13 protein-coding genes are annotated in these 15,046 nt (G+C 31.1%); 8 read left to right on the forward strand and 5 right to left on the reverse strand.

Features of this window, described 5'->3' with window-relative positions; translation table 11 throughout:
* Positions 1–651 precede the first annotated feature (651 nt).
* A complete protein-coding gene (locus AABL85_RS14245) occupies positions 652–2,061 on the reverse strand; it encodes a thioredoxin-like domain-containing protein (RefSeq protein WP_341310566.1) in 1,410 nt (469 codons plus the stop codon).
* Positions 2,062–2,233: 172 nt separating this feature from the next.
* On the opposite strand from AABL85_RS14245, the gene AABL85_RS14250 reads away from it, so the two are divergent.
* Both AABL85_RS14250 and AABL85_RS14255 read left to right on the forward strand, forming a co-directional pair.
* Positions 2,234–3,850: an ABC-F family ATP-binding cassette domain-containing protein gene (locus tag AABL85_RS14250; protein WP_341310567.1), complete on the forward strand. Its 1,617-nt coding sequence runs from the start codon at positions 2,234–2,236 to the stop codon at positions 3,848–3,850.
* Positions 3,851–4,053: 203 nt separating this feature from the next.
* Positions 4,054–4,515, forward strand: a complete 462-nt coding sequence (locus AABL85_RS14255) for an META domain-containing protein (RefSeq protein ID WP_341310568.1) — start codon at positions 4,054–4,056, stop codon at positions 4,513–4,515.
* 562 nt (positions 4,516–5,077) lie between these two features.
* Here AABL85_RS14255 and AABL85_RS14260 read toward each other — a convergent pair.
* Positions 5,078–5,572 (reverse strand): GNAT family N-acetyltransferase, encoded by a 495-nt coding sequence (locus AABL85_RS14260; RefSeq protein WP_341310569.1) that lies wholly within the window; start codon positions 5,570–5,572, stop codon positions 5,078–5,080.
* A gap of 167 nt (positions 5,573–5,739) precedes the next feature.
* Here AABL85_RS14260 and AABL85_RS14265 point away from each other — a divergent pair, with 167 nt between their 5' ends.
* From AABL85_RS14265 to AABL85_RS14280, 4 genes are all read left to right on the forward strand, one after another.
* Entirely contained in the window at positions 5,740–6,417 is a 678-nt protein-coding gene (locus AABL85_RS14265; RefSeq protein ID WP_341310570.1) for a response regulator transcription factor, read from the forward strand.
* A gap of 90 nt (positions 6,418–6,507) precedes the next feature.
* Positions 6,508–7,710, forward strand: coding sequence for a HAMP domain-containing sensor histidine kinase (locus AABL85_RS14270; protein WP_341310571.1), 1,203 nt, complete (start codon positions 6,508–6,510; stop codon positions 7,708–7,710).
* A gap of 147 nt (positions 7,711–7,857) precedes the next feature.
* Positions 7,858–8,307 (forward strand): PepSY-like domain-containing protein, encoded by a 450-nt coding sequence (locus tag AABL85_RS14275; protein WP_341310572.1) that lies wholly within the window; start codon positions 7,858–7,860, stop codon positions 8,305–8,307.
* Positions 8,308–8,327: 20 nt separating this feature from the next.
* Entirely contained in the window at positions 8,328–9,209 is an 882-nt protein-coding gene (locus AABL85_RS14280) for a PepSY-like domain-containing protein (protein WP_341310573.1), read from the forward strand.
* A gap of 47 nt (positions 9,210–9,256) precedes the next feature.
* Here AABL85_RS14280 and AABL85_RS14285 read toward each other — a convergent pair whose 3' ends face one another.
* A complete protein-coding gene (locus AABL85_RS14285) occupies positions 9,257–10,714 on the reverse strand; it encodes a LuxR C-terminal-related transcriptional regulator (protein ID WP_341310574.1) in 1,458 nt (485 codons plus the stop codon).
* Positions 10,715–11,619: 905 nt separating this feature from the next.
* On the opposite strand from AABL85_RS14285, the gene AABL85_RS14290 reads away from it, so the two are divergent.
* Together AABL85_RS14290 and AABL85_RS14295 are read left to right on the forward strand one after the other, a co-directional pair.
* The gene (locus tag AABL85_RS14290; RefSeq protein WP_006258385.1) at positions 11,620–12,054 is read left to right on the forward strand and encodes an adenylyltransferase/cytidyltransferase family protein; all 435 of its coding nucleotides are present in this window, start codon (positions 11,620–11,622) and stop codon (positions 12,052–12,054) included.
* Between the two features lie 243 nt (positions 12,055–12,297).
* On the forward strand, positions 12,298–12,786 hold the full coding sequence (locus tag AABL85_RS14295; RefSeq protein ID WP_341310575.1) for an ecotin family protein: 489 nt from the start codon (positions 12,298–12,300) through the stop codon (positions 12,784–12,786).
* A 104-nt stretch (positions 12,787–12,890) separates the two neighbouring features.
* Here the strand turns inward: AABL85_RS14295 and AABL85_RS14300 are convergent, their stop codons facing one another.
* On the reverse strand, positions 12,891–13,823 hold the full coding sequence (locus tag AABL85_RS14300; RefSeq protein ID WP_341310576.1) for a siderophore ABC transporter substrate-binding protein: 933 nt from the start codon (positions 13,821–13,823) through the stop codon (positions 12,891–12,893).
* Between the two features lie 8 nt (positions 13,824–13,831).
* Positions 13,832–14,977: a PepSY-associated TM helix domain-containing protein gene (locus AABL85_RS14305; protein ID WP_341310577.1), complete on the reverse strand. Its 1,146-nt coding sequence runs from the start codon at positions 14,975–14,977 to the stop codon at positions 13,832–13,834.
* Positions 14,978–15,046: the final 69 nt, after the last annotated feature.

Here is a 15,046-nt window from a genome sequence, read left to right on the forward strand (position 1 = left end):
TACTGCTTAGAAGGCAGTTGCTCTATCCAGCTGAGCTATTGGACCATTTAATCTTTATAAAAGAGATTAAAAATTGTCAATTTTAGAAGGTGTATACCTTGGTTTTTTTGACGTGGCAAATATATTGCTTTTTATTTAAAAGTACCAAGGTAAAATATTACTTTTTTTTGTAAATAAATCAATGGTTTGATATCAAGAGGTTTATAATTGGTGGAAAATGTCAATTTCTTTGGTTTTTCTTGATTTTACAAGGGATTTGAAACCTTTTCGAGTTTTGAATTTTGTCAATTCTCTCTAATTATGCGGTAGAAGTTGATGTTTTCTTATTTAAAATAGCGAGTACTACATGCTATATAGAGTGTCAGCTGTCTTAGGTATAATAGATGAATTTTGTCGAAAATAGACAGCAGAATATAAAAGTAGAACTATAGCTGTACAGTTATAGCAGGACGAGACATGTCTCCCTTGATTTAAGTCCGTTCTAAGTCCGTTATGAGTCCGTTATGAGTCCGTAGTGCCTCCGTTAAAAGAGTCATTTAAACGGAGTCATTAATGAGTCACGATATACCTGGTTCTGTTTTATGCAAAGCAAGACAGGAGGATAATAAAAGCAATAGCCCAACCAAGTGGTTGGGCTATTGCTTTATTTTATTATTGCTTTAAAATTGTTTCAAAATTCTTGTCAAAGATATTGACAAATGGATCTATGATAGAGCCATCTTTATCTAATATCATGCATCGCTGAATCTTAGTGATAATCCATTGATCTTTCATTAGATTAAAGTCATCAGATCTAAGCTCTATAATACCATTAGAAGGGAAGCGTCTTAATATATTTAGCCATTCTCCATGTTCACCATCTATACAGATCGAAATGATTTCTATATTCGGTATTTCTGCTTTTAGTTCTGCTGCTATTTGATGTGCAGCATCAGCATGTGCTATTCCATTTTTAGTCCAGAAGAACATTAGAGTTCTTTTATTGATAATAGAGTTGATCGATACTCTCTGATTTTTAGTATTAACTAGAGGAACTTCGGGTAACTTCTTCTCATATTTCAGATTTTGAATAGCTTGTTGAATCTGAATAATTTCATTGTGTTGATTCTTATCTGTAGATAGTTCAAAGTATCGTTCTAAGAATTTATCATTATTATTCAGATTCTGATCTTCTAATAAGTAGATAAACGCAATATTGTCTAAGATAGCATTTTTTACTTTATCATTTCTGATCAAGGTGTCTACTATATTAAGTTTATCGATATATTTATCAAATTTGTTATCTGGTATAATGGTTTGTTCCGGTTCATTCACAATAGAGTTTAGCATAATAGCTAGATATTTAGTGAATGAAGAGTATTTTAATAAACGTTCATCATTGAAGTTTATTTTTTTTCTAAATCCATAATAGTCTGCAGGTAGTTTATCTCTTACATCCTCATCTGTTCTCACATAATGTGCAGTAGGGTATAGCTCTTTTAATGCAAAGAAGTGTAAGTCAAGTTTAGCTTTTGCATATAGGTCAAAGTTGTCAGACCAGTTAATGATAGCTTTATTTCTTAGATAGTAAGTAGTCCTGGCAGCATGTACAGAGTCTATTCGACGATTAAATTTCTCTGGTGATACATCGAAAGCGCTATAGCCTTCGCTCTCATCCATGATATTTCTAACCGTCAGATTCATTAAAAAATTATTTTTTTCGGCCCCTCTACCAGAGAAGATGATAGAATGGTCAAAATCTCTAGAGTTAAGGCGTAGTGTCAGACTGTCGTTTTTATCGAAATAGACGTATTGAAACTCAGGATTGTGCTTATATATATACATTCCTGGGGTTAAAGAATCGAATTTTTTGTAAAACTTATTGTTTTTATCTAGGAACAAAGTGTCTATTACCTCATTGTCTTTGCAGAATAAAAGATAATTAGAAGTAGGATTTATAATCTCACCCTGTATATATGCACTATAATCCTTGGGATCAAATTTCTTTTGACAAGAAGCTAAAAGGCTTATAAGAGGGATAAAAAGGAATAATAAATTTGTATTAAGTAGTTTTTTCTGCATTAGCTAAATGACTATTTGTTCGAGAGATAATATAAGCAAATTTAAGTTTTACGCGTGTTTTATCTTGTTAATGATTGGTTAAAGTGGTTAGGATAAGCGATAAGTTTTATTTATAGATGTTTCTAAATATAAAATTAGTAATTTTGTAGGCAATTTAAATTAAAAGATAATAATGTTAACAGTTTCGAATCTGTCAGTTCAGTTTGGTAAACGAATTTTATTTGACGAAGTTAATGTAACTTTTACTCAAGGTAACTGCTACGGTATTATTGGTGCTAATGGTGCTGGTAAATCTACATTCTTAAAAATATTATCAGGAGATATCGACCCTACATCAGGTCATGTTTCTCTAGAACCAGGAAAGCGTATGTCAGTTCTTAATCAGAACCACAATATGTTTGACGAATATACAGTTCTTGAAACTGTAATGATGGGGAATAAAGATTTGTATAATGTTAAGAAAGAGATGGATGAGCTTTACTTAAACTATACAGACGAAAATGCTGACCGTATCGGAGAGTTACAGATCCGTTTTGATGAAATGGATGGATGGAATGCCGAATCAGCAGCAGCTACGCTATTGTCTAACTTAGGTATATCAGAAGATTTTCATTATACGCCTATGGCAGAGATGGATGCTAAGTTAAAAGTACGTGTGTTATTAGCACAGGCTTTATTTGGTAATCCTGATGTGTTGATTATGGATGAGCCTACCAACGACTTGGACTTTGAGACAATCGCTTGGTTAGAGAATTTCTTAGCTCATTATGAGAACACAGTATTAGTAGTATCTCACGACCGTCACTTCTTAGATGCTGTGTGTACGCATGTGTCTGATATTGACTTCGGTAAGATTAACCATTACTCAGGTAACTATACATTCTGGTATGAGTCAAGTCAGTTAGCGGCTAAACAAAGAGCTCAACAAAATAAGAAAGCTGAGGAGAAAAAAGCAGAACTAGAAGAGTTTATCCGTCGTTTTAGTGCGAACGTTGCGAAGTCTAAACAAGCAACTTCTCGTAAGAAGATGATTGACAAATTAAAATTAGACGATATTAAGCCATCTTCTAGAAGATACCCTGCTATTATATTTGATACAGATAGAGAAGCTGGAGATCAGATTTTAAATATCGAAGGATTATCTGCTTCTATCGATGGAGAGGTATTATTTAAAGATATCGATCTAAATATGGCTAAAGGAGACAAACTAGTAGTTATCTCAAAAGACTCTCGTGCTACTACAGCATTCTACGAAATCCTAAATGGAAAGAGACAGGCTGACGCAGGTAAGTATGAGTGGGGAATCACTACAACACAATCTTACTTGCCAGTAGAGAATCACGAGTTTTTTGATAATGATTTAACTTTAGTAGACTGGTTACGTCAATGGGCAAAAACAGAAGAAGAAAGAGATGAAGTATATGTACGTGGATTCTTAGGTAAGATGATCTTCTCTGGGGAAGAGGCACTTAAGACTGGGCGTGTATTATCAGGAGGAGAGAAAGTGCGTTGTATGTTATCTCGTATGATGATGATGAGAGCTAATGTATTAATGTTAGATGAGCCTACGAACCACTTAGACCTTGAGTCTATTACTGCATTCAATAATACATTGAAAAACTTTAAGGGAACTATCTTATTAACTACGCATGACCACGAGTTTGCACAGACAGTAGGAACACGTATCTTAGAGTTGACACCTAATGGAGCTATTGATAGATATATGACTTTCGACGATTATTTAGATGATCCAAAAGTAAAAGAATTAAGAGTAAAAATGTATTCTTAGTATATTTAAGAGATAATAAGAGGGCTATTTGTAATACAAGTAGCCCTCTTTTTTTGTGTAATTATTTATGTTTTGACGAGAGATATTCTTTAGAATTAGTTAGAATATTGAAATTTTAAGAATTCTTTATTATAGACTGTGATATGAAATGGTAAATTTGCTAATAACCTTGAAAAAGGGAAAATATAATAAATAAAAGTAAGATGAAAAAGACATTAGTATTACTAAGTGCTGTTTTAGCCTTAACAGCTGTAAGCTGTAAAACAGCAGGAGAAATTACTACTGTAACAGTAGAGAAAAAAGTAGATATGAGTAAAAATTTAGAAGGAGAGTGGGTGTTAAGTTCTATTACAACTCCAGCAACTTCTGGTAAAGAACTGAGTACACTTTTTTCAATGAAGCATCCAAGCTTAAGTTTTGAAGTTAAGGATAAGAAAGTTTATGGAAATGATGGGTGTAATAACATTCATGGAGGATTTGAATTAAAAGAAGGAAACGCCATCAAGCTAGGTGATAAAATGGCTTCTACAATGATGTTTTGTGAAGGAGTTGCAGATAGAGAGTTTATGGATGCTCTAAAGTCTGTGACGCATTATGATATTGTAGATAATCACTTAATTATGCGTTCTGGTGATATGGTTGTATTGACTTTTGCAAAGAAGTAAAAATAGAGTTTGATTATTGAAATTATATGACTGATCTGAAGTATATCTTTGGATCAGTTTTTTTATGATTATAGGGAAGAGAGAAAGGGTATTTTGAATTTGTTTTTTTATAATTGAAAGACAAAAATAGGCAGTATTTGCATACTTGATCATTAAATTTAAGAAAAAAGTTGTGTAATTAGTGCGATTTTAAATTTGGATTTACGCAATAGGCGACTTTTAGATTGAATAATTGTACTTAATGTTAGAATAAATTAGCATTATAATATGTTAATTTATGTGATTAAGTGGTGAAAAATGAATTGTTGATGAAGTGGTTAATAATTATTTGTTATCATGGTGGAAACTCTTGCAAAAATCTATAATTTTGTCGGCGTATGAAGGAATTGTGGGGACTTAGTACTTCATGCGATTTTACTCCCTTTCCTAATAAACGCGTTTGCTTTTGGCTAAGTATTGTATGAATAAAAGTCTATAAACGAAATGTTCTTTTGCGTTAATACATTACGGAAAGGGATTTTTTTTAAATTGTAGTATTAAGTATTTTACAATGTGTTAGATATCAATAATTAAAATGTTGTATTTTAAATAAACTGAGTACTTCTTCAGGTGATTTTATTGTTTCTATAAAAGTAAAACCTAATCTATTTAAAAGTTTAATCGAGCTCTTATTGTCAGGAAGTGCTATAGCATATAGGGTTTTATACCTTTCATCTTTGAGTGTTTTTTTGATTATGTAACTAGTGGCTTCATAAGCATATCCTAGCCCAATACAAGTAGGTATGAAGGCAAAGCCTATATCATGGTGATCTAAGTAGTCTCGCTTAATCAGAGAGATTAACCCTATTGGTTTGCCATCATCTTTTCTATTAATCACCCAGTATTGACACTGTGGATTATCTAATATGTTCTGTATATACATCTGAGCATCTATTGCAGTATAGATGTCTCTATTTCCTATGTATTTAAGCCATCCTGGAGTGTTTACTAATTCTATAATAAAGGAATTATCGCGATGAGACAGTGGAGAGATTTGTAGTCTATTTGTATTGTACATCAGTTACATCATTTAATCGTTAGGTATAAGTAAAGAGTTTTTAATACATAAAGATAGGTAGTTTGCGTTTAAGAATTATGGATATTAGTTTTTCATTGTTTATTGTAATAGAAAAAGAAAAACATTTAGTAGATAACTTGTATATTAGTAGTTAATAATAGAGAGATATGAAAATTTTGGTTATTGAAGACGAACAGGAATTAAGAGATATCATACAAGAGTCCTTAGAAAAAGAGTTTTATTTGGTCGAAGTAGCTAGTAATTATAAGATAGGGATAGAGAAGCTAGTAGGATATGATTATGACTGTATTTTATTAGACATTATGCTTCCAGATGGTAATGGAATAGACTTGCTACGAGAGATAAAATCGATAGGAAAAGCAGACTCTGTTATTATTATTTCAGCTAAAGATTCTATTGATGATAAAGTATTAGGATTAGAGTTAGGAGCTGATGATTATCTTACTAAGCCATTTCATTTATCTGAGTTATTAGCTCGAATAAAATCTGTTTTGAGACGAAAGAATCAACAGGGATTTCAGAGTGTAAAATGGAATAACATAGAGATTTTTATAGATGAGAGAACGGTAGTAGTACAGGGAAGTGCGATGTCACTTAATAATAAAGAGTTTGAATTATTATACTATTTTGTAGTGAATGCAAATAGGTTAGTGACCAAATCTTCTATTGCAGAGCATATATGGGGAGATAATATGGATGAGGCAGATAGTTATGATTTTGTATACTCTCAAGTGAAAAATTTGAGAAAAAAACTAAAGAGCCATCACGCAGAAGTAAATATTCAGTCAGTGTATGGAATGGGATATAAATTAGTTAGTGAGTAAGTTATGAAGTTACATAATTATACACTTAGATATTTATCTATTGGTATTGTAATAGTCCTCACTGTTTGGGTGCTTATATTTTACGCATTCATGACAGAAGAAGTCTATGATAATATAGATGATGGATTGAAAAATTCAAAAAGTGAGATTGTAAAAAAAGCATATAATAATCCTAGTATTACGAGTATACAGTCATTTGGAGCAAGTGGTTTTAGAATTACTCCATTAGCGCCAGGCGATTATTCTAGAAAGAATGTATTCACGACCGAGATGATCTATATGGATGTAGATGATAATGAGGAGCCTGTACGTATGCTGACCACTACTTTTGAAGATAAGAATGGAGATAATTTTTTATTAGAGATACGTACTTCTACTATAGAAGCAGATGATTTATTAGGAGATTTTGGTATTGCTGTTGGTGCATTATACTTGATGTTAATTATCAGTATATTCTTAATTAATTATTTCATTTTGAAGAAAGTAGTTTGGAGATCGTTTTATAAATTACTAGATAATCTAAAGAATTATACAATAGGTAAAGAGGTGGTGACTGAGGAGACAAAGACACCGATTCGAGAATTTGCAGATCTCCAGTTGGAGATTAATAAGATGATAAGGCGTATAGAAAACACTTTTGAACAACAAAAAGCATTTGTATCTAATGCTGCCCATGAATCTCAGACTCCTTTAGCGATCATGAGTAATAAGTTAGAATTAATGGCTGAAAAAGAAGAGTTAAATGAAGAACAGATGCTACAGGTACAATCTATTCATCAGACTCTGAGAAGACTTATTAAACTGAACAAATCTCTATTGATGTTGGCTAAAATAGAGAATAACCAATTTGTTAATTACCAGGACATTAATTTTAATGAAATTATAAAAGAGATTATAGAAGATTTTGAAGATTTTTTTGAGTTTAAAGCTGTGAGTATAGTTGTTAAAGAAGAAGAGAAACCTTTTATAGTCAATATGGATAAGGGATTGTCAATTACTCTTGTACAGAATTTATTAAAAAATGCATTGATACATAATATGCATGGAGGTGTGGTAGAGGTAGAGATTACCAATCATTACTTTAGGATTAGTAATACTAGTTTAATACCAACTCCATTAGATGAAAATTTGATATATAATCGATTTTTTAGAAGTACTACAAATGAGCAATCTACAGGACTGGGGCTTGCTCTAGTACACACGATTATAAAAGTGACTAAGGGACTTTCTATCAAGTATCAGTTTGACGATAAGCATTCTTTTACAGTCTATTATTCAAATTACCATATTTAGTGATTAATTATAGTATAAGAGGATAGCTAATTAAGCTGTCCTTTATTTTTTTAAGAATTTTAATTTTTATTGTAAAAAATAGTTATTCCCAATTCTTTCCAGAATCTGTTCCTAAGTTTGTCATGTAAAACTAAAAAAAGAATTACTATGAGAAGTTTAAAAACATTATTTGCAGGATTATTTATGTCAGTGGCTTTATTAGCTTCACAATCGACATTAGCTAAAGATGTGATCATCACTAAGAGTGAGTTACCTAAGAAAGCAAGTGGTTTTATAGACACTTACTTTAAAGATAAAGAGGTGAGTAGGATAGAGAAGGATGAGGACTTCTTATCTGTATCTTATAAGGTAAAATTTATGGATAATGTAGAATTAGAGTTTGATAAATCTGGTGAATGGGATGAAGTAGATGGTAATAATAATGCATTACCAACAGGGTTTATTCTTTCTCCGATCGTGACTTACGTATCAGACCACTATAAAGGAGAGACGATCACTAAAATAGAGAAAGAAACTCGAAAATATGAAGTGAAGTTAAGTAATGGATTAGAATTAGAGTTTTCAAAAGACGGGAAATTTAAAAGAATAGATCAATAAATAATTAAAAGAAAAAGAAAATGAAAAAAAGAAAAATTGCTTTAGCGTTAATGATGGTAATGGCTTTAGGGTTCACAGCATGTAGTAGTGATGATAATGGAAATGATCACAAGGTAGAAACGATTTCGCCTGAACAATTACCAGCTGGATCTAAAAGTTTTTTAAGTACTGTTTTTCCAAATGCATCTTTAAGACATACTGCTAAGGTAAGTACTCCAAATTATTATAACTCTGCCTATAAAACTACATTAGATAACAGAGTAGAAATTGACTTTGACAAAGCAGGAAATTGGACTGAAATAGAAATGGAAGATAATTCTGCAGTACCTACAGAATTTTTAAAAAAGGAGGTACCTCATATATATGAGTATGTAACTAATGCTTATTCAGATCTGTTTATCGTAGAAGTAGATAGAGACATGAATAGAGGTTTTGAAGTAAAGTTAAGCAGTGGATTGGAGCTGATTTTTAACACAAAACAAGAATTTGTTGGTGTAGACTTAGATTTGGATAGAGATGAGGAGCTTATTGAAAAAGCAATGTTACCACAAAAAGCTCAGGATTTTCTAAAAACAAATTTCCCAGGTGTAGAAGTTTCTTTAGTAAAGAAAGAATTAGATAGAGAAGGAGATGAGTATAAAGTATATTTGGCTAATGGGGTGAAAGTAGAGTTTAATCAAGTAGGTGAATGGATTGAAATAGAAACAAAGCAAAATACAGCCATACCTGCGGGTATTATTCCAGCGAATATCTTAACATATATTGACGCTAATTATAAAGATTTTCGTTTAGAAACTATAGAAAAAGAATATGATTCTTATCAGGTCGAAATTGTTAAAGGAAGACAAGAAGTTGAATTAATATTCGATAAAGCAGGGAATTTCTTACGAATAGATAGATAATAAAAAGAACAATAATGCAAGAAGAGCTACTTTTTAGTAGCTCTTCTTTATTTGTTTAAAACTAATGTTTCTTTTACAAGTAATGCTTGACTCCTAGTTTTTACATCTAGTTTTGTATATGCATTGCTTACATGATGTTTTGTTGTACTAAGAGATATAGATAGTTTTTCTGCTATTTCTTGGTTAGACAGTCCATCCCATATTCCTATAATGACATCTATTTCCCTATCAGTACAGAGGTATTTTTCTTTTAATATTTCTTGAAAAGATTGCTCCTTTAAAGAGTTTTTTTCTGTAAGGGACTTTGAAACTTTCTCTTTATTTTCTATATCCTTGTCAGTCTTTTTTGATTGATTAGCTTTAAGATATTCAAACTCAGTTTTAAGGGATTCATGATCTGTTTTAAGCTTCTTTACTTTGATCCATAAGGAATAACTTGCTAAAGTAAATGCGATACTATAGATTATCCGAATCTTATCCTTATCAACAAAAGAAAGATAATGATTATCTAGAAAAATGGAAAGATAATATGTCATTGAAGTTAGTGCAATTACGCTAAATGAATAGGTGATAAAACGAACAGATACATCCTCCTTATAATACTTTGACACAAGAGCCAAGGTGATTAAAGTAGATATTAGCGTACTACATACTATTACAATGAAATATAGTGAATTATTTGTTTGATAAAGTAAGATACCTAATACAATATATAATATCACTTGAAAGAAATAAAAGTATTTCAGTTTTGCAGGTAATCTTTGTATTTCTAAAAAATAGTATAGAAATAAGGAGAAAATTAAACAGCTAATAGGCATAAATATAGCTAATATAAGCAACTCGTTACACTGTCTATTGTATAAGTAATAGAGTAACCCATCTTCTACTAAGTATATAATAAAGACAGATACAATATATATACAATAAATAAGAATGACTTTTTCCTTAAACAGTGAATATAGGGCAAAGGTTAAAGCTATAGAAAGTAAGAATAAACTATAAAAAATCTCTATTTTGATCATCGTATTAAGTATAATACTTCTATACTCTGCACGCTCTACAAGTATGAAATTTCCATAATGAACATAGGAAGATTTCGATTTAAAATATATTACTTCATGATCAGTGATGAAGTGATTTTCTTGATATTGTGGACTTATTTCTCCTCCTTGTAAGTCAGTATTTATGCTTGTTTTTTCCCATTTACCTTTCTGTTTGGCATAAATACTATAATTATTTACGTGAATTGTAGGAAATTGTAGTATAAGTGGTTTGTTTAATAAATCTTTCGAGATAGTTATTTTTAACCAAGTATTTCCTTTTTTATCCTTAGAATATTGCGTTGATGAGTTATAGTCTAATACCTTGAATTCTAATTGATTTATTGTAAAATTAAACTGCTCATTGTTTGTTTGACTTAAACAATAAGTGATAGGTGTGAGTAGTAGTAAAACTAGTAATATCTGTAATAAGCTCTTGTTTTTACGACTGTGTAAGGCATTCATGTTTTGTTAGTCAGTGATTTAAGCGACAAAAATAACTCTTTTTTAAAAATAAAAATTCGCGTATTGAAGTTTTAGGGCAAAGTGTGCTTTTTTTTGAGTAAAACTATCGTATCTGCTTTTTTTTCCTAAAAAATGATATGGTACTTTAGTATTAGTAAGGTGTTAGAGTATTTATTATTAGTGTTTTAAGTGGTGTTTTTTAGATATATTTTGGTACTTTAGTATTAAGTAATTATTAGAACCTTTTCCTATATTTGTAATTCAAAACAACAAATTTTTAATTAGGAAAGCTTTACATTTAGCTAGCTCAGTGTAGAGTATTTTGCGAAGATTTTTTCTGAGCAATTGTATTTTCCCCACCTGCAGCACATTCTATTCTTTTCCCTAAGAATTTGTGCTGCAGTTTTTTTGACTTCCTTAATATGGGCTACCCCTTGTTGATTGTAGAGCTAAATATCCAAAATAAGAGACTGATTCTAGGATGACTACCTAGACAGGTACTATAAAACTATAAACCTTTCCCTAAAAAATATAGCTGTTTTACGGAATTCCTTATTAAAAAAGAGGTAAGAGTATTTATCTTTGTAATCTAAAGAATAAAAATTAATTGTGGCATTGTGTGTAAAAATAGTACATTATTAGGCTAATGTGCTACGTTGAATTTGTTCTTTAAATGTCATTTTATATTTAATAAAAGCGTTTTGAAAAAATAATAATAATGCTTAATTATTTTTTTATTTATATAATTAAAGGTTTTTTGAACTCGTTTTAACATAAAGTGAATATAATTAGTAAATTTGTATCCTAATTTGGGAAAATAAAAGAAGGTATAAAATATAATCTAGTTTATAAATGGTTGATAAATTGTTTTATTACTGTTTAAAAACTAGGCAAAAAAAACAAGTATGAAAATAGGAATAACTTTTAGTGCATTTGACTTATTGCACGCTGGGCATGTAAAGATGTTGGAAGATGCAAAACGTCAATGTGATTTTTTAATTGTAGGATTACAGACAGATCCTACTTTAGATAGACCAGAGAAAAATAAACCTACACAATCTGTAGTAGAAAGATATATACAACTTAAAGGGTGTAAGTTTGTTGATGAGATTGTTCCATATGCTACAGAACAAGATCTAGAAGATATTTTAAGATCATTTAAGATAGATGTTCGTATTTTAGGTGATGAGTACCAGGATAAGAATTTTACTGGGCGTAAATACTGTGAAGAAAAAGGAATAGAGCTTTATTTTAATAGTAGAGATCACCGTTTCTCTAGTAGCTTATTGAGAAAAGAGGTTGCTGAGAAAGAAAACAGTAAATTAGTGAAGATAGGATAACACTATTCAACTATAAGTTATAAAAAGCACAATTGTTAATTCAGTTGTGCTTTCTTTTTTTAAATTACATGATAAAGCTTTATAAATATTGTATTATTATAATCAGTTTGTGGATTTAACTATAAATAAGATACTATTTAACAAGTTGGTTTGTGTTTTTTTTGTAATTTGCTATTAACTAATAATGACAATAACTTTTATCTCTATATGTGATAAGAGTTATTACTTAAAAAAGAAAAAGAAATGAAAAAAGTTTTAAGTTTAATCGTTGTATTTTTTGGTCTAATCACTGTAACTATGGCACAGACAATCACAAGAACAGATGTATCTATTTTTCCTGCTCCTGAGAAAGGATATAAGCAGGTAGTAATTGAAGTACCTCATTCTTCTAAAGATGATAATAAGAAGATTGAGTTTACAGTTGGTAAAATGATGGAGGTAGACGGATGTAATCATTTTAATCTAATGGGGACCTTAGAAGAAAAAGATCTTCAAGGATGGGGATATAGTTATTTTGTGTTCACTACTAAAGGTGATGTAGCTTCTACAATGATGGGATGCCCTGATGCAGCTAAGAGAAACTTATTTGTAAGTGGACAACCTCATTTAACACGTTACAATGGTAAATTACCTATCGTAGTATACGTTCCTGAAGAATATGAAGTAAGATTCAAAATTTACACTACAGACGGCGACGAATACAAAGCAAGTGAAGTAAGAAGAAAAAAATAAATCTAGTATAGGAGAGAGAATCCCTCTTTATAGGAGAATACAAAAGAATAAAGCCTCTTAAACAATTTTTAAGAGGCTTTCTTTGTAGAATTATTATGGTGGTGTTAATGATAACCTTTGGCAATATCTTCTAAGAAGATTTTGAAAGAGGTAGCTCCAGAACCAGATAAGAACCAAGCATCTGGATCTAAATAGATGACTTTATTCTGCTTATACGCAGTTACTTTTTCTAGTAGAGCATTGGTTATTTGGGTTGGTTTATCAGTGTTTTGTACAATGGCATCTCGGTCTATAATAAATAAGATATCAGGATTGTGTTCTAAGATAAACTCACTATTAATCATTTGTCCATGATTATTAGCAATCTCTGTGGTAATATTGGTAGCGCTTCTTACTCCAAAGTCTTTAAATATAAAACCATAACGTGTATTCTCGTCGAATAAGCGGAAGTTTCCTTCTGAGTGGATGATCACCATTGCTTTAGCATCACTTTTAGCAATAAGAGCTTTTAAATCACTTAAACGAGTCTCTAAATCTTTAGAAAGTGTTTCTGCTTTAGATTCGACTTGATATATTTTTCCTAGTAGAAGAATATTGTCTTGTATGTACTTTAGATAGTTATCTCCTTTATGAGGGATTCCTAACATTAAGGTAGGCGCTATTTTTACCATCTCATCATAATCTGTCGGAAATGCATTATCCATAAATACTAAGTCAGGACTTAAATTAGCTACAGCGTCAAAATTAGGTTTAAATACAGCTCCTACATCTACGATACTTTTATCTTTTTCTAGATGTAATAAATACTTAGGTGTGAATTCTTTTGCCATTCCTTGAAACGGAATTTGTAATTCATTCATATTTTCCATAATACCTCTTTCTAAGACTGCTACAGTCTTAGGTTGTATTGGCACTCGAACTGTTGTTCCATTGTTTTCTACTTCTATAAAATTAGAAGTTTCTTTTTCTTTTTGACTTTCTTTACAGCCCGTGATGGTTAAGGCTAGTAATACAAAAGTTATTAGTTGCTTTTTCATGAATATTACTATTTTTTAGGTTTTGATTTTTTGTTTCGGCGTCCCCACCACACTAAGAATCCTGTGATAGGAAGAGAAGTAGCGATAATACCAGCTATAAATGTTGAGAACTTACCTAGTTGTCCCCACCATTGCCCCATGTGTATTTGCCAAACTAAGTTGTCTACCTTATCGTAGATCTTTTGTTCTTTGCTGTCATTGACCATTTCTCCTGTAAATTTGTCAAAGTAAATAGCCTCTTTTCCTTCTTCACTTTTTAGACCAGCATTAGTTCCTAAAAAGAATGGATAGATGCTTACATTGTCATAATTATAAGTCCAGATTCTGACAATTTTTTTATCTGGATGTAGGTCAAATGCTTTTTGGATTAAAACATTCGTATCATAGAAGGCTAAGTCTTTAGTAGCTTCATGATCTCTAGGATAGTCTTGTAAGGTATAGAACCACATTTTACCTTCTCCTCCGAATAAACTGACAGTTCCTTTCATTAAAGGGCTGAAGAAGATAAGTAAACCCGTCATTCCAAGTAGAAAGCAAATAATAGCACTATAGAAACCAAATACATTGTGTAGGTCATAATTTAGGCGTTTAAATTTAGCTTTCCATTTAATCTTAAAACTGCTATCTCTAGTCGCTTTTGTCCATTTTTTAGGCCACCAAAGGACTAACCCAGTCAAGGTGCTTAACACAAATATAATAGTAGAGATTGCGACTATCCAACCTCCCGTTTTGCCCATTAAAAGATTAGAGTGAAGTTGTGCCATGACATAGAAGAAACTGATAGTATGGTCCTGTTTTAGAATTTCCCCTGTATAAGGGTTTATGTAAACAAACTTTAATTTTCTATCTTTTAGATCAACAGTATTGATAATCCAGCTTTTAGTAGGATCTTTATCTACAACGATGTAAGAAAAGCTATGGCCAGGAAATTTCTCTTTGTGTATAGCAGTTATTTCGTCTATTTTTAGTGGAGTTCCTTTTGGCTCTATATAACGGGCTTCTTTACCAGCTGACCATTGCATGATTTCGTCTCCGTAAACAATGATAGTTCCTGTAAGAGACACGAATACCAATATAATTCCAGCGACAATACTCGGCCATAAATGTAGCCAAGCAATGATTTTGGAGAATGTTGATTTACCTTTTTTCTTCATAATTAAGAATAGTATTATAGTAATAGCATGGAATTACTAAAGTGTAAAAACTTCTAATACTAAATGATT

The sequence above is a fragment of the Myroides odoratimimus genome, from assembly GCF_038039805.1.
Lineage (GTDB): Bacteria > Bacteroidota > Bacteroidia > Flavobacteriales > Flavobacteriaceae > Flavobacterium > Flavobacterium odoratimimum_B.

What these genes read in the sequence shown, in the direction of transcription:
- AABL85_RS14245 (WP_341310566.1), bottom strand. Translation starts at nt 2,061, where the DNA reads ATGCAGAAAAAACTACTTAATACAAATTTATTATTCCTTTTTATCCCT.
- AABL85_RS14250 (WP_341310567.1), top strand. Translation starts at nt 2,234, where the DNA reads ATGTTAACAGTTTCGAATCTGTCAGTTCAGTTTGGTAAACGAATTTTA.
- AABL85_RS14255 (WP_341310568.1), top strand. Translation starts at nt 4,054, where the DNA reads ATGAAAAAGACATTAGTATTACTAAGTGCTGTTTTAGCCTTAACAGCT.
- AABL85_RS14260 (WP_341310569.1), bottom strand. Translation starts at nt 5,572, where the DNA reads ATGTACAATACAAATAGACTACAAATCTCTCCACTGTCTCATCGCGAT.
- AABL85_RS14265 (WP_341310570.1), top strand. Translation starts at nt 5,740, where the DNA reads ATGAAAATTTTGGTTATTGAAGACGAACAGGAATTAAGAGATATCATA.
- AABL85_RS14270 (WP_341310571.1), top strand. Translation starts at nt 6,508, where the DNA reads ATGACAGAAGAAGTCTATGATAATATAGATGATGGATTGAAAAATTCA.
- AABL85_RS14275 (WP_341310572.1), top strand. Translation starts at nt 7,858, where the DNA reads ATGAGAAGTTTAAAAACATTATTTGCAGGATTATTTATGTCAGTGGCT.
- AABL85_RS14280 (WP_341310573.1), top strand. Translation starts at nt 8,328, where the DNA reads ATGAAAAAAAGAAAAATTGCTTTAGCGTTAATGATGGTAATGGCTTTA.
- AABL85_RS14285 (WP_341310574.1), bottom strand. Translation starts at nt 10,714, where the DNA reads ATGAATGCCTTACACAGTCGTAAAAACAAGAGCTTATTACAGATATTA.
- AABL85_RS14290 (WP_006258385.1), top strand. Translation starts at nt 11,620, where the DNA reads ATGAAAATAGGAATAACTTTTAGTGCATTTGACTTATTGCACGCTGGG.
- AABL85_RS14295 (WP_341310575.1), top strand. Translation starts at nt 12,298, where the DNA reads ATGAAAAAAGTTTTAAGTTTAATCGTTGTATTTTTTGGTCTAATCACT.
- AABL85_RS14300 (WP_341310576.1), bottom strand. Translation starts at nt 13,823, where the DNA reads ATGAAAAAGCAACTAATAACTTTTGTATTACTAGCCTTAACCATCACG.
- AABL85_RS14305 (WP_341310577.1), bottom strand. Translation starts at nt 14,977, where the DNA reads ATGAAGAAAAAAGGTAAATCAACATTCTCCAAAATCATTGCTTGGCTA.